Source organism: Archangium sp., assembly GCF_036277355.1.
In the GTDB taxonomy this organism is placed as follows: domain Bacteria; phylum Myxococcota; class Myxococcia; order Myxococcales; family Myxococcaceae; genus Archangium.
Genome location: NZ_DASUNC010000024.1, coordinates 14,330 through 32,969, shown reverse-complemented (window position 1 = coordinate 32,969; position 18,640 = coordinate 14,330). Strand labels below are relative to the sequence as shown.

The window sequence follows — 18,640 nt, the reverse complement described above, 5'->3', positions numbered from 1 at the left end:
GCGGCCCACCGCCTGGAAACACGAACTCTGGCGGTTACGCGGCATTCGTTGATTTGCCGACTGTCTGGCTACCCTTGATTTCGCGCGGCGTCAAGGCGGGCAGACCCCCATGCCGCGCCTCCCCACCACGGCCTGTCTTTGATGGAATTTTCCACCTCGTGACCGCCTCTCCACAGAGTGGAAACCGGCCCCAAACCAACGCGTCGCGCATTGACCTCCCGGGTGGCGGATGTGGTAGGCGCCGCCGGGCCGGTTCCCCCCGCCAAACCAGACATCTCACGTCTCGCGATGGCAGCCGTCTCGACATGACAGTCATTGGCGTCCTCGCGGTGCCAGCGATCGCCCGCCCTCCAGGCAGGCGTGCGTCCAGCGGTCCTGCTCGCATCACGAACGCCGGGCCGGTGCTCACTCCGCATGAACCACACCCAGCTGGAGCAGCCCTTCCGCGCCTGAGACTCCCGGGCTCGCTCCCAGGAGCCCCCCGCATGAGTCAGGAAGCCGTATCCGTTGAGCCCCACGAGACGCTGTACGTGCCCATGCGGCGTCGCTTCACGCGCGAGTACGTCACCACCCCCGAGGGCAACCGGGAGCTGCACCTCTTCTTCGGCATCAAGGAGATCACGATCGACGAGCCGGACCTGCACTCCTTCGGAGAGGCCCTGCTCCAGCAGGACCAGTTCATGGCCGGCAGCGCCACCACGTGGAGCGAGGGAGCGCCCTACCCCTGGGAGCGCGTGAGGGAGCTGCTCGAGGCCCTCCTGGCCGAGGAGATCCTCTCGCGCGAGGCCCCGAAGCCCTCACCCCGGGCCGAGCTTCATCAGCGCTTCCTGGAGACCGAGGACCGGCGGGAAGCGCCCACCGAGCCCCTGTGGTGGAACCCGGACTGCGCCCGCGTCATGGAGCGGTTGACGGGGCGTCCGTTGGAGCTGGGCTTCCTCGAGGCGGTGCTCCCGTTGCATCGCGTGGCCCACCCGGCGTTCGACGCGGAGGGCCGCCATGTCGGGGAGATGAACGTCTTCCCGGAGGCCATGCGCATGAAGCTCCCGACGGAGTGGAAGGCGTGTCCCTACCCGGGCAGCCGCTTCCGGGACGAGGCGATGATGAACGTGACGGCGCTCCGGGCCATGACGCGGCACTGGAAGGCCGTGCTGCAGGGGGTGCTCGCGGTCCGCGAGGAGTTCCTGCGCCGCCGTCCCCTGCTCCCGGATGGGCGCTGGCGGCTCGGGGATCTCCACGCCGTCTCCTACGCCGTGCTGGCCCTGCCCACCCTGTTGCTGATGCGCGGCCACGACCCCGTCTCCAACGGCGGGTTGGATCCCATCCTGTCCTCCATGTTCCGGGTGACGGATGGGGTGCGGATGGTGACGTCCTATCTGCTCTACCACCCGGGAGAGCCGATGCCGTACGACACGCCCATCTCGCCGGCCGAGCTGTACCGCATCAGCGAGCATGAGAATCAGTTCCTCTCGAGCCGCGGCGTCTGCGCCGGCCCTCCGCACATGGTGGAGGAGTTCTTCGCGACGTTGATGGATGGCAAGCCCGTGGCGGGTCCACCCACGCCCCTGCCCAAGTGGGCAGCGGCCATCCCCGAGGCCATGGACTACGGGATGCTCGGGTTCCTGCTCTATCTGTTCCAGTTCACCCTCTGGGGCCGCATGTGCGAGGTCTACGACGAGATGCGCACGGCGCTCCTCCAGGTGGAGGAGCCGGGTGGTTTGCTGGGCCGGCTGCGCGCCCGGGTCGAGAGCGATTGGCAGTTGATCACGACCACGGGACTGAGCCAGCCCTCCAACCGGGACCGGGTCGAGTCCCGCCGCGTCGAGCAGTACGAGAACACCTTGCGCACCCTGAGAGGATTCCGGGAGGACACGCCACGGCACCTCCAGGACGCCTTCATCCCCGCCAGGGACGCGGTGGATGAACAGACCCGCCAGCGGCTCCGGGAGCTGCTCCGCTCACGCGCGGACGCTCCCTCGGAGGCCCGGAGCGGCGTCCTCGATACCCTCGCGGACGCCCTGGCGGAGTACCTGTCCATCGAGCGCCCGGTGCTGCGCGCCATCGAGGGGGTTCAGCACCAGGTCAATGCGTTGCTCCAGCGCCCCCACCCGGAGCGGAGCTTCTCCAGCGTGGATCTCTCGCTCAGCCACCAGCTGCGCACCGGCATCATGCGTCCGCTGCCGGATCTGCTGGAGCTGCTCCGGGATGAGCTGGGCCTCTCCGTCGAAAATACGGAGAAAACCACGCGAATCACAAACACGCCCTCCCACGCTCAATAGAGATGAAGCGAACAACCCACGAGGAGCACACACAATGAAGATCAAGACGAACATCCGCGGCGGTCTGGCCATCTCTGGCGGCTTCTATGGTGGCGGCAACTGCCGCCTGTACGCCGTCGCCTGACGTAGAGCACCCTCGGCGGAACGAGCCGCCAGCGGACGGGACACCCACCGCTGGCGACTCGTGCGTTGCGGGGCCAGCGCGCTCAGTCGCGCTCGTAGAAGCTTCCCCGGAGCAGACACGCCACCCCGCGTCTGCTCGCCTCGAAGTGGGGCTCGGGAAGCTGGCGAGGATCGTACCAGCCCCACCCCTCACACTTGCCGGGCTCCATCACCCCGGGCTCTCCGCGGAACCGCCGGGTGTGCAGGATGACCGAGACGTGGTGCTTGCCCGTGCGCCGGAAGGTCTCGAGGTTGTTGGTGACGGCGATGACCCTGGGGTGGAGCAACTCCAGACCCGTCTCCTCCCGGACCTCCCGGATGGCGCCCTCCTCGAAGGTCTCGCCCGGCTCCAGCAGCCCGCCAGGAATGGAGTAGAGGCCGCCCTGCCAGCCCTTGCGCTGGCCCAGCAGGATCTCCTCCCCTCGTTGGATGATGACCCCGAGCCCGACGCTCGGGTGCTCCGGTTTCTGGCTCATGTGCGCACCCCCTCGTGACACTCAGTCACACTTGTCTCTCCTGGCCCGCGAGGTCGGAAGCGGGGCTTTCCAGGATGCCAACGATTCCCAAGATGGGATATGCTTTTCCCAGTTCGTGAGAGTCCCGTCCATGGCCCCGTGTGGGGGTGCTTTTCGAGGGGAAGTACAGGATGCTCGTGGGTCGACCCGACCGCTTCTACCCGAGGAGCACTCATGAGAAGACCGCTTGCCCTGCTCTCGCTGTTGGCCCTGACGAACACGGCCTGTCCCAGCACCGTGGACCCCCCGGACCCCGGCCCGACGGACCCCGTCCCGACGGATGCCTTCGCGCTGGACCCGGTGCCCGCGGGTCAGGGGTTCCAGTACATCACCCGGGAGACCGAGGTCCCCCAGGGTGTCGAGCAGCAGGACTGCTACTTCTTCAAGGCGGGAGACATCGCGGCGGCCAACGGCATGTCGCCGACCGAGCCCATCAACCTGCACCGCATCCAGATCTCCCAGCGGGATGGCTCGCACCACATGAACATCTACCGGGTGCGCACCATCGTGGGGCTGGACCCGGCCAATGGTGAGTTCCAGCCGGCCTCCAACGGCTCGGGCCCCTGCTTCAACAGCGCCAACTGGGCGGACTGGCCCCTGCTGGCCAACACCCAGCAGGATGGGACCATCGACTGGACGTATCCGGAGGGGGTGGCCAATGTCATCCAACCGGAGGAGTGGTTGATGTTGCAGTCGCACTTCGTCAACGCCTCCACCCAGAAGACGCCGCAGAACTACGGCCGGGTGTGGGTGAACTTCTGGGTCATCCCCAAGGAGCAGGTGAAGCACGAGCTGGGCACCATCTTCGCCACCAAGCAGTCCATCCGCGTCTGCACGAAGAACCCCACGCCCACCTTCGATGGGACCTGCAATCTCAACAACAAGACGCCCGTGCAGATCATCGGAGCCAACGGCCACTTCCACAGCCGCGGCAAGGAGTTCCGCATCTACGCCTGGGATGGCATGAGCCTCGAGCGGCCTCCGGAGGACCAGCGCTTCTACACTTCGGAGGTGTGGGACGATCCCCCCATGAAGCGCTCGCCCGAGCTGGACCTCACGCTGCCCGCGGGCAGTGGCATCTGGTACACGTGCAACTACGAGTGGACGCCTCCTCCCGTGGGCTGCGCGGCCCTGGATGAGTTCGACAAGAAGAAGTACTCGACTCCCGACCGGCTGCTCGACTGCTGCTACACCTTCGGACCGCAGGTGGATCAGAACGAGCACTGCAATGCCTTCATCTATTACTACCCGAAGCAGGACAACGTGAACTGCTTCTGACGGGGCCGCAATGCGAGTGCATCTCATGAAGTCCGTTCCCGTCGTCCTGCTGTCGCTCTGTCTGGTCATGAGCTGTGACCCGGATGGCGGCGACTCCACGCAAGACGGGGGAACCAGCCAGGACGCGGGCTCGAACCCGGACGCGGGCACCGGGCAAGACGCGGGCTCGAACCAGGACGCGGGCTCGAACCAGGACGCGGGCATCCCCGATGCGGGGACGACGCCCGACGCGGGCACGGCCGAGGACGCGGGGTCCATCACTCCCGACGCGGGCACGGCTCCCGACGCGGGGTCCACTCCGGATGCGGGGACGACGACCGACGCGGGCACCATTCCCGATACAACGTGCGGCGTCCCCTACCTGGGGGATCCCAATGGGGCGCTCGACTTCAAGATCAAGGCGCTGGGGCCTGACTGGACGTCCTCACCGCTCACCACGGGGAGCACCCTCACCGTCATCGAACCGATCCAGGGCGGGCGGGTGTCGTTCGTCGGCGTGTACGACGTGGTCAACATCGACCCCTGTGGTGTGAAAATCCTGGGCGCGCTGAGGGATATCCCGACCGGCAGGGTCCAGCTCGACGCACGGACCGCCAACCTGCAGCGGCATCCGGACGGCCGGGGCTCGAACATCGACGCGGACGACGCCTCGTTCTCCAACATCCCGCTGTGCCCCAACCAGTGGTCCAGCAGGGACCTCTACGACCAGGAGTACGAGCTCGTCGTCATCCTCAAGGATCGCCTGGAGAAGAAGGTCCTCCAGAAGACCCTCACCGTCCGCCCCGCCTGCAACGTGCCCGGGGAGGATGCGTTCTGCCGGTGTATCTGCAAGGCGGGCTACGTGTTGGGCTCGCCCTGCCCGTAGCAAGGAAGGACCCGCGCTCCAGGACTCACCTGGGGCGCGGCGTTCCCCGCGCGCGTCGGCGCAACAGGGCCACCAGGAGCAGCGGGGCCATCCCCGCGCTCCCGGCCGCGGCACCGCACCCGTCCGGCTTCGGAGGTACTTCGTCGTCGGGCACTCCAGCGTCCGTTGGAGCGGGCGAGACGGTTGCGCCGAGCTCCTGCGCGAGCTGAGGCCACAACGGCGTGCACAGCTCCCTCACGGGCGTGCCCGCCGGGCACTGGTGGACGCCCTGCACACCGCGAAGGCTGAAGAGGGGCTCCCAGGACGTGCCCTCGTCGGTGCTGCGAGCCAGGGCCCACTCGTGCACCCAGGTGGAGCCGCAGGCGAAGAGAGCATCGCCCTCGCGCGTCACGCACGCATTGCCCGTGGGCTGGGACAACGGAAGGAAGGACTCGCCCTCGCGCCCCCGGTACAGGTGAGTGTAGGTGGCCACCCAGGTGGTCCGGCCATCGGCCGAGACGTCCATGTCGACGAGCGGGTCCTCCTGCGCCAGCACGGACGTGAGCGTGCGGCCCCCATCGTCACTGCGCAGCACGGTGTAGAGGATGCCGCCCGCCGGAGTCCGCGAGGACACGCGCATCCACAGCACGTCTGGATTCGCGGGGCTCACCGCCAGCAGCTTCAAGTCATACGCGCCCTCGAGCTCCGTGGGGAATGACTGGGGCAGGTCCTCCCAGGTCTCGCCCGCGTCGCCGCTGCGGAAGAGGTACATGGCGTAGCCCTTCCAGCCGCTGAGGTAGAGGCGCTTCGGGTCGGAAGGGGCCACGCGCACCGCGGAGAAGACGGCATCACGGCTCAGCGAGGTGGGCGACCACGTCTCCCCGCCATCCCGCGAGCGGTACAGGAGGTTGGTCACCGCGGGCCTTCCCGTGGCCACGTAGAGCAGGGAGTCATCCGTGGGGTGCTCGGCGAGGCTGGAGACCCAGGCGTCCTGGAACGCCGTGGAGGCAGCCCAGGTGCACCCGCCATCGCGCGAGCGCAGCAGCGCCTTGCCGGTGGCCGTGAGGATGTCTCCCCCCGAGAGCCACACGTAGCGTTCCGGAGGCCATCTGCCATAACCCATGGCCTCCTCGCACACCCAGCGCCAGGCGGCGCCGCCGTCGCGGGAGATGAGCGTGCCCCGGGTGAAGCCCATCAACCGGTCTTCCGGGTGTCCCCGGCGCGAGGTGTAGCTCTGGGTCTCCATCAAGCCCCCGTGTGCATGCACGGAGGCCGCGGACAGCAGGCCCAGGCAGGTGAGGAGTCTCCAGGACGCCATGGCGTGGAGTTTCATGAATCCCCTCTATTCGAGCACGGCGCCCTGTTGAATCCACAGCTCCAGCATGTCGAGGGACTCCTGGGGAAGCGGCGTGCTGCGCTGGGGCATGCGCTCGCCACAGGAGCTCGAGGCGCACGGCAGGCCCGTGTAGTCCCCCGTCACCTTGCGCAGCAGGAAGCTTCCCGAGGGGTTTCCCGGGTCCACCAGCGGCAACGAGGGCTCGCGGACGCTCTTCTCCTTCAACCGGGCCAGGAGCGCGGCGGCGTCTCCGGTACCGGTGGTGAGCTGGACGTGGCCCGCCGACTGGGCGGTGCCATGACACCCCGAGCCGAAGCCACACGAGCCCTGGAAGAGGGGAACCACGTCCTGGGTGAAAGTGGGGCGCTTCTCCATGGGCGCCCCGCCTCCGTCACAGCCTCCCGCCAGCGCCAGGCCACCCAGGAGGAACACCCAGCGCCGCAGCCGCTTCCCGCCGGGCAGGAGAGAGGTCACCGCATCTCGTTCCGAGTCATCGAGCCGCATGCGCCCTACCCTACCAGCCGCACCGCCTCACAACCTCACGAGCAGCTCGCGAAGGATGGAGAAGCCCTGCCGGAAGTCCTCCAGCCGGGCCTGCTCGTTGGGCGCGTGGTAGTACGCCATCTCCCCGAAGCCGGTGATCTGCACGTCACAGCCCTGACGCTGCAGGTCCCTCACCAGCGGCAGTGAGCCGGTGAGGGAGAACGGAGTGGGCGCCACGCCACGCACCGCCTGCATCGCTTCCTTCAGGGCCTGGAGGCCCGGCGAGTCCAACCGGCAGGCGATGCCTTCCATCCCGCCGCCCTGGAAACGGAACTCGAGCGAGCCGCGCTTCCCCGCCGCCGTGCGGGTGCGCGGGAAGCCGGGGATGACCTCGTCGCGCTCGATGCGGGCATCCAGCTCGCGCACGAAGTTCATCACCGCCTCGCGCACCTCCTCGAGGTCGTAGAAGGGCGTGAGGCGCAGGTCACCGCGCAGCGTGACGTCCGCGGGAATCTTCGTCTCCTTGGTGTTGGAGCCCTCCACCACGGTGGCCTTGAGGCTGGACGAGGACAGGAAGCCGTACCTCTTCTCGTCCTCGGTGGGAGGGAAACGCGCGTGGAACCAGCGGGCCAGCTCCAGCGACGCGGCCATGCCCAGCTCCAGCGCGTTGACGCAGTTCTGCGGCATCCCCGAGTGCCCGCCCACGCCCGTCACCTTCAGCTCCCACTGCGAGATGCCACCGGTGCCCAGCGTGGGGCCGAAGTTGGCGCTGTCCAGCCAGTACACCGGCTGGCCCGCCAGGTCCTTCAACCGCCCCTGCTCGGCCACGTAGCCCAGGCCCAGGCCCGGCAGATCCGAGGACTCCTCGTTGGAGATGAGCACCACCTTGAGGGTCCGGCGCGGGCGCACGCCACGCTCGGCGAGCTGCGCCAGCAGGTCCGTCAGCACCGCCACGTGGCCCAGGCAGTCGGTGACACCCCGCCCGTAGAGGACGCCCCCGGGCCCCTCCCACAGCGCGAAGGGGTTGCGCTCCCAGCCCTCCCCCTTCTCGTCCGCGGGGACGACGTCGAAGTGCGCACCCACGAAGCCGAGCGCTCCCTCGCCCGTGCCCTTCACGGTGAGCACCAGACTGGGCCGCGCCTCCTTGCCCGGAGCCGCCAGGGACTCGGCCTGGATGAAGCCACTCTGGAGGTGCGGCGCCAATGTCTCCAACACCACCTGCGCGGCGAGCCGCTCCTCGGGCACCAGCCCCGCGCCCGGATTGTTCTGCAGCCTCGGCGTCAGGGCGATGAGACGCCGGAGCACTTCCAGGAAGCGGTCTTCACGGAGCGAGAGCGAATGCATGGGCGCGGATTGGACCCCATGCCTCCGGCGAAGTCATCCCGGATCGGCCGCGAGGACCGCGGGGCCTCGTGAACCCACCTCCGGAGATGGCCTCCGGAGGTGTCACGGCATGTCACGTCAGCGGAGCGAGGACTCGAGCGTGGTGGCCCTCTCCTCCACCGCCGGCGCGAAGGCGGGGCTGAACTGGCCATTGAGGCAGGGCGTCATGTTCGCCGCGCGGTTGAGGCCATCCGGCACCAGGTAGTCCACGACGAGGAAGCGGTGCTCGAAACCATCGTTCGAGCGATCCGTCACCTCGTAGTAGTAGGGCCGCACCTGGTAGTTGCACTGGGAGGGCCAGAGCACCACCTGCCCATTGATGGTGGACGGGAAGCCGCCCACACCGCCACCCAGCTCCAGGCTGTTGGTCCAGGAGAGGGTCCGCGACTCGCTCCGCGTCACGCCCGAGGCGAACTCGTACGCGACTCCGAGGTGGACCTTCTTGATGGCGCCGATGCTGGCCTCCATGGAGATACCGACGCGCGCGGTGTTGGACTTCGCGTCCGCGCTCGTCTGGGTATTGGTGCGCTCGTCGATCAACGACCAGGAGGCGATGCCACCCCCGGGGCCGATGGTCTTGCCACCCAGCACGTTGTCGTTGGCTCCATTCCACAGCAGGTTGCCCCGGACGGACACCCACTGGGCGGTGGCGGTGAGCTTGTTGTAGATCAGCGCCTCGAACTTGCCATCGTTCTTCACCAGGTCCTGCACGGCCATGGGGTAGCTGTCCGGCTCGACGTGGTTGGCGCCGAAGATCTGCACCTCGGCCAGCGAGAGGATACCGACTCCCGCCAGCTGCACCCGCACGTAGCGGCCCGTGACGGGCGCGCCCTGCTGCAGTGTCAGCACCGTGCCCACTTCACCGACCACGTCCGCGTAGGAGAAGACGCGCACCCGGGAGTCGTTCTTGAGCACGTTGGGATCATTGGAGATGGTGCGGAAGTCCGTGTCCGAGACGAAGACGTAGAAGTTCTGCAGCCGCTCCCGGCAGGGACCCTCGTCGCAGTAATCGCTCTTGCTGCGGTTCCACACCCGGACCTTGCCCACCTGCTGCGAGGAGCCGAGATCGATCTGCCACCAGGGCGTGTTCTCCCGGTACGTCTGGGTCATCGAGCCGCGGCTGAAGACCCCATCGAGGTTGCCATCGGCGGCCCTGGAGGCGACACCTCCCCAGTCGGTGCTCGACTGCACCGCGCTGCCCCCTCGGAAGAGCGCCAGGTTGCTCCAGTCGCGCACGACCGGCGCCCACTGAGAGGTATTGGCGTTGTTGAGCGGGCTGTACTGGACGTCCCAGGTATTGAGCACCGGCGACTCCTCGCTGATGCTCTGGAGCTCGCAGAAGCGCGCCCAGGCGTCGATGGGCGTCGTGCCCTGACGGACCTGGTAGGAGTAGCAGTTGTAGGTGTGATTCTCGACGACCGCGAAGTCATCGGAGTTGGTCCAGCCCGTGGTGATGCTCCGGCTCTCGGCCTTGCCCGTGGTGCGCGTCTGCGAGGCGGACCACTCATAGCCACCGGTGACCTTGACGGCCACCTCGAAGGCCTCCGCATCCACCCCGCCACCGATGTAGCCAGAAACCGAGTGCGAGGAGGTCGTGGTCACCGAGCTCTCGTTCGACTCGCCGTACCGGCTGGACTCACCAATGGAGCCGCTCTTGAGCTGCCAGTTGATGTTCTTCCAGAAGGGCGGCACGAAGATGGCCGAGGAGATCTGCGGCTCGACGACCGTCTGGCACCGCAGCGTCGAGCCCGTCACCGGCTCGTAGTGTCCGCGCAGCGAGTCGTCCGTCCAGTCGCCGAGCGCCACCGAGATACCGCTCGCGGACGTCAACGTCGTGTCCCGCCGGGAGCTGAGCAACTGCAGGCCCGCGCCGGGGGTCTGCTGGTCCTCGAGCCGGACGAGCTGCAAGGCATTCCCGCTGTCCCTGAAGCCGGCGACGAGGTCCTGCATCCCATCCTTGTCCAGGTCTCCCACCGCCAGCGAGAGGGAGTCGAGCGAGGTGCGGGAGTCCGCCGGGGAGTAGAGGTGGTTCTGGGGGATGAGGGTGCTGTACTCCGCGTTCAGCGTCAGCGCGTTGAAGCCGGTGCCAATGTTGATGACGGTGGGCCCCCCGGTGATGCTGGACTCGAAGCCGTGGAAGGCCAGGGCGATCTCTCCCAGCCCGTCCCGGTCGGTATCCCCGATGGCCAGCCCCAGGTTGCGGAAGCGGAACTGGCGATCCCAGGAGGACAGCGGGTTGAGCGTCGTCTTGCTGGGGCCCAGCTTGAAGGTCCGCAGCTGCAGCTGCGTGGCCATGGTGACATCCGGATCACGGACTCCGAAGCCCACCACGAGCTCATCCTTGAAGTCGCCATCGATGTTGCCCACGGCGACCTTCAGCTCCGACGTCTCCGTGCCCAGCAACCCGATGCTCGTCGTGGCGAGCTCCCGGTAGTGGACCGCCTGGGAGTTGGGCAGCGTGTAGCCGGACTCGAACTTCAGCACGACGAGCTGCACCATCGACAGCCCATCCAGGAACGCCAGAACGATCTCATCATCGAAGCCGTCGCCGTCGAGGTCTCCCGTCGCCATGTCCAGGTAGCGCACGCCCACACGTCCCGCCGCGGTGCTGCGGCGCCAGTAGCCCTGGGCACTCCCGTTCGCATGGTTGATGGTGCCCGTGGCACTGCCATCGAACATGAACACCTGGAGCATGTTGTCGGAGTCGATGAACCCCCAGACGAGCTCGTCATCCGCGTTGCTGGAGCGATCCAGGTTTCCAGCGGCGCTCGCCGTCGCGCGGTAGTTGTTGAGATTGGACCCGTACCAGTAGGACACCGAGGGAGAGCCCGTCCCCGGGTTGGTGACGGTCATGAACTGGGTACCATTGCTGGCGTCCTTGAACGAGTGCACCAGCTCCGAGCGCCCATCTCCGTTCAGGTCCGCCGCCACCGTGCGATGCAGGGAGGTGCTGTTGCGCCCGCTCTCGGCGTTGGAGAACGTCCAGAGGCGGTCCAACGTCTCGGCGCCGGCAGCACCCCCACGCTCCTGGGAGAAGGTGAAGGGATGGCCCTGGGACGCGCGGAAGCCCACGTAGACCTCATGCTCGCCGCCCACCAGCAGGCGCCGGCCAAAGGGGCTCACCGCGCAATCCAGCAGACCGTTCGTCAGCGTTCCCGGCGCGGGCGTGCTCACCTCGGCCGGGAGCGGATCCACCCGGATCTCCTCCGACGACGGCCGCGATGCCTCCGAGCCACAGGCCGGCAATACGCCGAGCGCCAGCGCCGGAAGCGCCCACTCGAGGAAGACCCGCCGGTGGGCACGTGGCCGCAAGGGATGGAGATGGGATGAACGGGCTGTGTTGGACGAATCACTCATCAGAAGCTCCTTCCACGGACTAAGCGGGCAGAACCGCTAGTCGCGAAATCCATGTCAGACGAGCAAGACTCCGTCCAGGCATCCTTGGCCGGGGGAAAAGCCTCCCCGGCCTCATTTGTTGGGTTCTGAACATTCTCACCGAGAGAGAATGTCGTCGTCGAGGTGATTACCAGCGGCCCTGGACGCGCTGCAGGAAGTCGTACGGGTAGCCCAGCTCCAGGGAGCTGGCCTCCTCCAGCCGCTTGAACTGGGCATCGTCCAGCTTCAGCTCGGAGGCCTTCAGGTTGTCCTCGAGCTGCTCCACGGTGCGCGCGCCGAAGATGACGGAGGTGACGGCGCGCTTGCGCAGCAGCCACGCCAGGGCCACCTGCGAGGGCGAGGCGTACAGCTCGGCGGCCACCGCGTCCACCGCCTCGAGGATGCGCCAGTTGCGCGGCGTGTCGAAGCCGGCCAGCCGGTCCTTCCACTTCGACAGACGCGAGGAGTCCGGCGGGGGCTGGCCCTTGCGGTACTTGCCCGACAGGAAGCCGCCGGCCAGGGGCGACCACGGGAGGATGCCCAGGCCGAACTGCTCACACACGGAGACGTGCTCGCGCTCCAGCTCGCGCACCACCAGGCTGTACTGGGCCTGCAGCGCCACGAAGCGCGAGAGGTGTTGCGTCTTGCTGGTCCACAGGCTGTCCACCAGCCGGTATGCGGCGTAATTGCTGGCACCGATGTAGAGCACCTTGCCCTGGCGCACCAGGTCCTCCAGCGCCCGGAGCGTCTCCTCCTCGGGCGTGTCGATGTCCTGCATGTGCACCTGGTACAGGTCGATGCGGTCGGTCTGCAACCGGCGCAGGCTGCCCTCCACGGCCGCGCGAATCTGATAGCGCGAGGCCCCCGTGTCATTGGGCCCCTTGCCCATGCGGAAGCGGAACTTGGTGGCCACCACCACCTCGTCGCGCCGCCGGGTGCGGTTGAACCAGTTGCCCAGCACGCGCTCGGAGAGCCCTTCGTTGCCGTAGACGTTGGCCGTGTCCCAGAAGTTGATGCCTGCCTCGAGCGCCCGGTCCATGATGGCGAAGGACGTCTTCTCGTCCGCCGAGATGCCGTGCATCATCGAGCCCTCCGTCGGCTCGCCGAACGTCATCGTTCCCAGGCACAGGTTGGACACCTTCAGGCCGCTGTGGCCCAGCTTGCGGTATTCCATGACTTCCCTCCTGCGGCGGCAGGCGCCGCGAGGCTCCCGGCCTAACCTTTTTTTCATGCCGCCCGCAACCAGGCGCTTCCTCCCGGGTTGGAGGCTCCACCAAGGAGGAATCACGCATGAAGCGGACGTGGAAGACGGGCCTCATCCTGGCGAGCGGGTGGCTGACGCCGGGTCTCATCGGCTGTGGCCCTGGGAGTGACGGCCTCGACGCCCTCGCCGGCGCGGACACCGGCACCTCGCGTGCGGCCCTGACGGTGTACGAGCAGGCCGCGGTGGACACGGCCAACGGCTCCCCGGACTGCACGACGCTCGGGGACTTCTACTGGGAGCTGGGCAACGGGACGGCGAAGCTCTTCGGCCTCTCCCGGGGCAGCACCGTGACGGAGACGACGGTGATGCCGCTCGCCTCCGCGAGCAAGTGGCTCTACGCGAGCGCCTATCTGCAATCCAAGGGCTACGCGAACCTCAGCGCGGACGAGAAGAAACGGCTCAACTTCACCAGCGGCTATCTCGAGAGCGGCGACATCGCCTGTGGAGACACGGGGACGAGCGTCTCCGCGTGCTACGGCCCGAGCTACAAGAACGTCTCGTACCGCGCCCTCCGGGACGGCCAGTTCTTCTACGACGGGGGGCACATGCAGAAGCTCGCCCTGGATGACATCGGGGCGAGGCTGGGCACGGGCATCGCCAGCGTCCCCGACTGGCTCAATGCCCAGCTGGGCACCAGCCTGCCGCGGGCCGCGGGCTCCGTCGCCGTGGCCGGTGGATTCTGGGGCAGCGCGGCGCAGTACCGCGTCTTCCTTCAGAACCTGCTCAACAACCAGTATGCGATGTCCGTGCGGCTGAACGCCGACGCCGTGCCCGCGTACACCGGTGGCCCCGGTGTGGCCTACACGCCGTGGACGCTGGGCCAGGCGTATTACGGGCTCGGGCACTGGCTGGAGCGCGAGTCCGTGAACGGCGTCTGGAGTGTGACGGGCCACTCCTCGCCGGGAGCGTTCGGGTTCTACCCGTGGGTGGATGCCGGGAAGAGCCAGTACATGATCCTGGCCCGCGCCCGCGCCAATGGCCCCGGAGGCGAAAGCGGGCTGTCGCTCCTGTGCGCGCAGGACATCCGCAAGGCCTACGCGACGGGGGTTCCGCAACTGTGAGTCACGCCCGGCAGGTGGCCAGCCTGCCGGGCGAACCCGCTTCCCAAACACGCCCCGCGTCCCCAGCGTGTCCCATTGGACCCGTGGGGGACATGTATGGCCGACGTGGAGAGGCGCGGAGAGATGCCGTATCGGACCCTGGGCCGCACCGGGGAGAAGGTGTCGGCCATTGGCATCGGGGGCTGGCACATCGGACTGCCCAAGGTGGACGAGAAGCTGGGCATCCGCATCGTGCGCGAGGCCATCGATCGCGGCATCCACCTGTACATGCTGGAGGTGGCCCGGGAGAACGGCTTCACGTTCGACGCGGTGCAGATGCCGTTGAACCTGATGGACGCGCACTTCCGCAGCTTCTCGAAGCTCGTCCTGCCCGAGCTCGTGAAGGACGGCATCGGCGTGCTCGCGATGAAGACGCTCGCCAATGGCTCCATCCTCCAATCGAAGACGGTGTCGGCCATCGAGTGCCTGCACTACGCGCTGCACCTGCCCACCTCGGTGGTCATCACGGGCGTGGACAGCATGGCCATCCTCGACCAGGCCTTCGAGGCGGCACGTACCTTCAAGCCCTTCTCGGACGCGGAGCTGCAAGCCCTGCTGGCCCGGACGCGCGAGGCCGCCGCCCGGGGCCAGTACGAGCCCTTCAAGACCTCGTCCATCTACGACGGCACCGCGGTCAACCCGAAGTGGCTGGGCGAGGAGCCGCCGGAACTGCAGGCGTTGATGATGCAGGATTAGAACAGACTGCCAGTTGGAGTCGCAGTCCCATCCGCCGGACCCCCAAGCCCAAGCCTTGACGATCCACTCGACGTCACGAATCGGGATAGGGTCGCGCCCCCAACCCCAAGGGAGAGACTCATGTCCGACGAGCTCGTTTTCTACACCCACCCGATGTCGCGTGGCCGGATCGTCCGCTGGATGCTCGAGGAGATCGGCCAGCCGTACCGGACCAAGCTGCTCGAGTTCGGCACGACGATGAAGGCGCCCGCCTATCTGGCCATCAACCCGATGGGCAAGGTCCCGGCGATCCGCCACGGCGACACCGTGGTCACCGAGGCGGCGGCCATCTGCGCTTATCTCGCGGACATCTTCCCGCAGGCGGGCCTGGCCCCCGCGCCGGGCAGCCGCGAGCGCGGCCCCTACTACCGCTGGCTGTTCTTCGGCGCGGGCCCCATCGAGTCGGCGGTCTCCAACAAGGCCCTGGGCTTCCAGGTTCCGCCCGAGCGGACCGGAACGGTGGGCTACGGCAGCCTCGACTCGGTCCTCAACACGCTCGAGGGCGCGCTGTCGAAGAGCGATTACCTCACCGGTGACCGCTTCACCGCCGCGGACCTCTATGTCGGCGCGCAGATTGGCTGGGGCATGCAGTTCGGCAGCATCGACAAGCGCCCGGTCTTCGAGCGCTACGCCGCGCGCATCAACAGCCGCCCCGCCGCCATCCGCGCCCGCGAGATCGACGACGCCCTGCTGAAGAAGAAGTAGGCGGGCCCTCAGGCGGGAGCGGAGCGGACCAGCAGGAGCACCGCGATGAAGTGGAGCACCGCGCCGACGATGGTCAGTGCGTGGAACACCTCGTGGTAGCCGAACACCCCGGGCCGGGGGTTCGGTCGCTTCGAGGCGTACGCGAGCGCTCCCGCCGTGTAGGCCACTCCGCCCGCGAGGATGAGCGCGAGCTGCGTCACGCCGAGCGAGCGGTACGCCTCGCCCATGTAGGGCACCAGCGTCCAGCCCACCCCGACGGCGAGCGCCGCCGTGATGACTTTCGGCGCATCCACCCAGAACAGCGACTGCAGCACGCCCAGCAGCGCACCGGCCCAGATGGCACGCAGCAGGCTGTTGCCCGAGGCCTCCGGCAGGCCAATGAGGGCCACGGGCGTATAGGTGCCCGCGATGAGGATGAAGATGGACGCGTGGTCCATTCGCCGCATCCACGCCCGCGCCGGCACGGACCAGGTCACCCGGTGGTACGTCGCGCTCACCGTGAACAGGGTGACGAGGCTGAGGGCGAACACCGCCGCCGCCGTGGCGGCCCGTGCGCCAGGCGCCATGGAGATGAGCACGAGCCCCGCCCCCAGCGCCACGGCGGCCGCGAACTGGTGCAGCACGCCCCGCATCCGGGGCTTCTCGCTCACGGCCTCCGCGACACTCATGACTGGGCCTCGGCCTCGAGTTGATCCACCATCACCGGCACGGGCTGGGCCGCCGCCTCGCTCCGCGCGCGTGGGATGAGATAAGCACGGTTGATACGGGCCAGGCCCAGCTTCTCGAGCATCACGCACGCACCATAGCCCAGGTCCACCTCGTGGCGGCGGTATGAGAAGGATGCCGAGCCCGGGTAGGCATGGTGGTTGTTCTGGAAGCCCTCGCCGAAGATGAGCCACGCGGCGAAGTGGTTGTTGCGCGAGTTGTCGGACGTCTCGAAGTTGCGCGGCCCCATCGCGTGGCCGAGCGAGTTCACGAGGCCGCCCTGCACGGGGTGACTCATCATCCCGAGGAAGTAGGACGCCCCCAGCAGCCAGCCCACCCCGAGCGCCAGCCCGAGCCCCACCCCGGCGTGCACCACATAGGGGAGGTACCAGCGGTTCGTGCGGTTGAGCACGTTGAGCGGGAAGTCGAGGTCCTTCGTGTACCGGGTGTAGGCCGGATCATTCTTCAGCAACCCCACGATGACGCGCTCGTAGCTGCGCAGCTGCTCCAGGGCGATGCCGAGGATGCCCACGTTGACGGGCGAGTGGGGATCCAGGGGCGTGTCGGAGTGCTCGTGGTGCAGGCGGTGCATGACCACCCACGCCTTCGGGTCGAGGCCCGTCAACCAGTTGCCCCCGTGGATGACCCACTGGCGCAGGACGGGGTGCAGACGCACCGCCTTGTGCGCCAACCCCCGGTGGTAACCCACTGTAATCGTGAGGATGTTCAGCAAATACGCGATGGCGAAGACAGCGATGCAAGCGGCGAGGTACACGAGGACTCTCTCTCTCTCACGGCGGGTTACCGCCGAGTAACTTACGATTCAGTAACCTACCCGAGCGTAGGTTCGAGGTCAACATGGCCAGGAAACAACGCCTGTCGGGCGCGGAGCGCCGGGTGCAGTTGATGGAGGTAGGGAGGGAGGTCTTCGCCTCGCACGGCTACGCGGCGACGTCCATCGAGGAGATTGCTCAGAAGGCGGGGGTGTCCAAGCCCATCGTCTACGAGCACTTCGGAGCGAAGGAGGGCCTGTACGCGGCCATCGTGGACCGGGAGATGGACAACCTGGTGGCGCGCGTATCGGAGCGCATCGCGAAGGGCACCCCGCGCGAGCGCTTCGAGGCGGCGGTGATGGCCTTCCTGACGTACGCGAAGGAGGAGCCGGCGGGCTTCGCCGTGCTCACGCGCGACTCACCGAACGACGAGGCCCGGCGAGGGCTGACGCGCGTCATCGACGACCTGGCGCAGCGCGTGGGGGACATCTTCCAGAGCGAGTTCGAGCGCGCGGGCTACACGCCGAAGGTGGCGCCCATCTACGCCAACGCGCTCGTGGGGATGGTCACGCAGGTGGGGCAGTGGTGGGCGGCGGAGGGCCGCTCGTTCTCCATCGACCACGTGGCGCGCCACGTGGCCGCGCTCGGCTGGATGGGGCTGCGCCACCTGCCGAAGGACCCGGTCTCCCCCGCTGCCAGGAGTGGAACGAAGCGGCGGGGCTGAGCAGACCAGGAGAGAGTCAGTCCTCCAGCGATTCACAGACCTCGGAGAATCGAGACAGACGTGCGTGGCCGGCGAGATACATACCGTCGTCCTGGGTCCATGGACCCTGGAAGATCCGCCCACTCCAGAAGCCCACCGCGTCGTTGATGCGCTCGTACTCGCTCGTGAAGACATCCGAGCCCCAGGAGAGGGTGAACTCCAGTGTGTTCTTCGAAGGTATCTGGACATCGATGATGCGCTAGAAGCGTCATGCGGAGGGGAAGAACGAGAGCCTGGCACGGGGCATGGACTACGTGCAGCCCAAGCGGGCCTCGGAGCACCTGGACAAGTGGTGTCAATGGGCCAGCCACTCCAGGCTCGCCCCCTTCGCGAAGCTGGCGAAGACAGTCAAGCGGCACGAGGACGGCATCCTCGGCCAGCAGGGCAGCGGAGCCAGGCGCTCTGTCATGCACAGCCGCGGCTTTCTGGCCCCCCAGCTCGTGCCCCTGTCTCATTCATGCCTCGAGCTCTGGCGGGGACTCGAGTCCCATGGCCATCGCCCGGCTCCGCACGCCCTTGAACCCCAGTCCTCCCCATGCGCACGGCCTCTGGTCCTCGGCCCTGCCCACTCGACGTACCGAAGACCCGAGCATTCTGGGCGAGGGTTGCCTTTCCTCGCCTCGTCTTCCTCGAGCTCCTGCCGTCACGTCCACCACGGGCATGGGCATATCCTGCACAAAGCGCACCCTGTGGCCCTGGACAATCCCATCCTGCTGTGCCTGGGCGGCTGCCTCGCCGCGGCCGACGCCAATTTCTGGCATGCCAGCTCAAGGCCATTCGCACCGGGGCCGTTTGACATTGTCCCAGAGAGGCCTATGTTACAAGACGCAACCGCCTGACGAGTGATAACGTTGGCGGCGTGTACCAAAGACATATCGCTCATTCCTGGGCGTGGATGCTCTTCGGTTCCTCGAATCAATCTCTCGCACAATCCAGCATCTTC

Annotated in this window: 16 protein-coding genes; 8 read left to right on the top strand and 8 right to left on the bottom strand. The window is 67.6% G+C overall.

Annotation, left to right across the window (positions count from 1 at the left end):
- Positions 1-485 precede the first annotated feature (485 nt).
- Complete coding sequence (locus tag VFZ09_RS06530; protein WP_329726612.1) at positions 486-2,276, top strand: hypothetical protein; 1,791 nt, start codon at positions 486-488, stop codon at positions 2,274-2,276.
- A 206-nt stretch (positions 2,277-2,482) separates the two neighbouring features.
- Here VFZ09_RS06530 and VFZ09_RS06525 read toward each other — a convergent pair whose 3' ends face one another.
- On the bottom strand, positions 2,483-2,914 hold the full coding sequence (locus VFZ09_RS06525; RefSeq protein WP_329726611.1) for a nucleotide triphosphate diphosphatase NUDT15: 432 nt from the start codon (positions 2,912-2,914) through the stop codon (positions 2,483-2,485).
- A gap of 213 nt (positions 2,915-3,127) precedes the next feature.
- On the opposite strand from VFZ09_RS06525, the gene VFZ09_RS06520 reads away from it, so the two are divergent.
- Entirely contained in the window at positions 3,128-4,231 is a 1,104-nt protein-coding gene (locus VFZ09_RS06520; RefSeq protein WP_329726610.1) for a hypothetical protein, read from the top strand.
- A 25-nt stretch (positions 4,232-4,256) separates the two neighbouring features.
- On the top strand, positions 4,257-5,096 hold the full coding sequence (locus tag VFZ09_RS06515) for a hypothetical protein (protein ID WP_329726609.1): 840 nt from the start codon (positions 4,257-4,259) through the stop codon (positions 5,094-5,096).
- A gap of 25 nt (positions 5,097-5,121) precedes the next feature.
- Here VFZ09_RS06515 and VFZ09_RS06510 read toward each other — a convergent pair whose 3' ends face one another.
- From VFZ09_RS06510 to VFZ09_RS06490, 5 genes are all read right to left on the bottom strand, one after another.
- A complete protein-coding gene (locus VFZ09_RS06510) occupies positions 5,122-6,408 on the bottom strand; it encodes a hypothetical protein (RefSeq protein ID WP_329726608.1) in 1,287 nt (428 codons plus the stop codon).
- A 9-nt stretch (positions 6,409-6,417) separates the two neighbouring features.
- Positions 6,418-6,885: a hypothetical protein gene (locus VFZ09_RS06505; protein WP_329726607.1), complete on the bottom strand. Its 468-nt coding sequence runs from the start codon at positions 6,883-6,885 to the stop codon at positions 6,418-6,420.
- A gap of 57 nt (positions 6,886-6,942) precedes the next feature.
- The gene (locus VFZ09_RS06500; protein ID WP_329726606.1) at positions 6,943-8,238 is read right to left on the bottom strand and encodes a M20/M25/M40 family metallo-hydrolase; all 1,296 of its coding nucleotides are present in this window, start codon (positions 8,236-8,238) and stop codon (positions 6,943-6,945) included.
- A gap of 117 nt (positions 8,239-8,355) precedes the next feature.
- On the bottom strand, positions 8,356-11,634 hold the full coding sequence (locus VFZ09_RS06495; RefSeq protein ID WP_329726605.1) for a discoidin domain-containing protein: 3,279 nt from the start codon (positions 11,632-11,634) through the stop codon (positions 8,356-8,358).
- 166 nt (positions 11,635-11,800) lie between these two features.
- Positions 11,801-12,826, bottom strand: coding sequence for an aldo/keto reductase (locus tag VFZ09_RS06490; RefSeq protein ID WP_329726604.1), 1,026 nt, complete (start codon positions 12,824-12,826; stop codon positions 11,801-11,803).
- Positions 12,827-12,942: 116 nt separating this feature from the next.
- Between VFZ09_RS06490 and VFZ09_RS06485 the strand changes: the two genes are divergently transcribed.
- The 3 genes from VFZ09_RS06485 to VFZ09_RS06475 all read left to right on the top strand — a co-directional run bounded on the left by VFZ09_RS06485 (position 12,943) and on the right by VFZ09_RS06475 (position 15,456).
- A complete protein-coding gene (locus VFZ09_RS06485) occupies positions 12,943-13,977 on the top strand; it encodes a hypothetical protein (RefSeq protein WP_329726603.1) in 1,035 nt (344 codons plus the stop codon).
- Between the two features lie 123 nt (positions 13,978-14,100).
- A complete protein-coding gene (locus tag VFZ09_RS06480) occupies positions 14,101-14,712 on the top strand; it encodes a hypothetical protein (protein ID WP_329726602.1) in 612 nt (203 codons plus the stop codon).
- A 120-nt stretch (positions 14,713-14,832) separates the two neighbouring features.
- Positions 14,833-15,456, top strand: a complete 624-nt coding sequence (locus VFZ09_RS06475) for a glutathione S-transferase family protein (protein ID WP_329726601.1) — start codon at positions 14,833-14,835, stop codon at positions 15,454-15,456.
- Between the two features lie 8 nt (positions 15,457-15,464).
- Here the strand turns inward: VFZ09_RS06475 and trhA are convergent, their stop codons facing one another.
- Both trhA and VFZ09_RS06465 read right to left on the bottom strand, forming a co-directional pair.
- The gene (trhA, locus tag VFZ09_RS06470) at positions 15,465-16,124 is read right to left on the bottom strand and encodes a PAQR family membrane homeostasis protein TrhA (RefSeq protein ID WP_329726600.1); all 660 of its coding nucleotides are present in this window, start codon (positions 16,122-16,124) and stop codon (positions 15,465-15,467) included.
- Entirely contained in the window at positions 16,121-16,936 is an 816-nt protein-coding gene (locus VFZ09_RS06465) for a fatty acid desaturase (RefSeq protein WP_329726599.1), read from the bottom strand. The genes trhA and VFZ09_RS06465 overlap by 4 nt, the downstream gene beginning before the upstream one ends.
- An 83-nt stretch (positions 16,937-17,019) precedes the next feature.
- Here VFZ09_RS06465 and VFZ09_RS06460 point away from each other — a divergent pair, with 83 nt between their 5' ends.
- The gene (locus VFZ09_RS06460) at positions 17,020-17,658 is read left to right on the top strand and encodes a TetR/AcrR family transcriptional regulator (RefSeq protein WP_329726598.1); all 639 of its coding nucleotides are present in this window, start codon (positions 17,020-17,022) and stop codon (positions 17,656-17,658) included.
- Positions 17,659-17,942: 284 nt separating this feature from the next.
- Positions 17,943-18,536 (top strand): transposase, encoded by a 594-nt coding sequence (locus VFZ09_RS51585; RefSeq protein WP_414640677.1) that lies wholly within the window; start codon positions 17,943-17,945, stop codon positions 18,534-18,536.
- Positions 18,537-18,640: the final 104 nt, after the last annotated feature.

Coding starts and splice junctions, on each gene's coding strand:
- VFZ09_RS06530 (WP_329726612.1), top strand. CDS start 486: ATGAGTCAGGAAGCCGTATCCGTTGAGCCCCACGAGACGCTGTACGTG.
- VFZ09_RS06525 (WP_329726611.1), bottom strand. CDS start 2,914: ATGAGCCAGAAACCGGAGCACCCGAGCGTCGGGCTCGGGGTCATCATC.
- VFZ09_RS06520 (WP_329726610.1), top strand. CDS start 3,128: ATGAGAAGACCGCTTGCCCTGCTCTCGCTGTTGGCCCTGACGAACACG.
- VFZ09_RS06515 (WP_329726609.1), top strand. CDS start 4,257: ATGAAGTCCGTTCCCGTCGTCCTGCTGTCGCTCTGTCTGGTCATGAGC.
- VFZ09_RS06510 (WP_329726608.1), bottom strand. CDS start 6,408: ATGAAACTCCACGCCATGGCGTCCTGGAGACTCCTCACCTGCCTGGGC.
- VFZ09_RS06500 (WP_329726606.1), bottom strand. CDS start 8,238: ATGCATTCGCTCTCGCTCCGTGAAGACCGCTTCCTGGAAGTGCTCCGG.
- VFZ09_RS06495 (WP_329726605.1), bottom strand. CDS start 11,634: ATGAGTGATTCGTCCAACACAGCCCGTTCATCCCATCTCCATCCCTTG.
- VFZ09_RS06490 (WP_329726604.1), bottom strand. CDS start 12,826: ATGGAATACCGCAAGCTGGGCCACAGCGGCCTGAAGGTGTCCAACCTG.
- VFZ09_RS06485 (WP_329726603.1), top strand. CDS start 12,943: ATGAAGCGGACGTGGAAGACGGGCCTCATCCTGGCGAGCGGGTGGCTG.
- VFZ09_RS06480 (WP_329726602.1), top strand. CDS start 14,101: ATGCCGTATCGGACCCTGGGCCGCACCGGGGAGAAGGTGTCGGCCATT.
- VFZ09_RS06475 (WP_329726601.1), top strand. CDS start 14,833: ATGTCCGACGAGCTCGTTTTCTACACCCACCCGATGTCGCGTGGCCGG.
- trhA (WP_329726600.1), bottom strand. CDS start 16,124: ATGAGTGTCGCGGAGGCCGTGAGCGAGAAGCCCCGGATGCGGGGCGTG.
- VFZ09_RS06460 (WP_329726598.1), top strand. CDS start 17,020: ATGGCCAGGAAACAACGCCTGTCGGGCGCGGAGCGCCGGGTGCAGTTG.
- VFZ09_RS51585 (WP_414640677.1), top strand. CDS start 17,943: ATGGACTACGTGCAGCCCAAGCGGGCCTCGGAGCACCTGGACAAGTGG.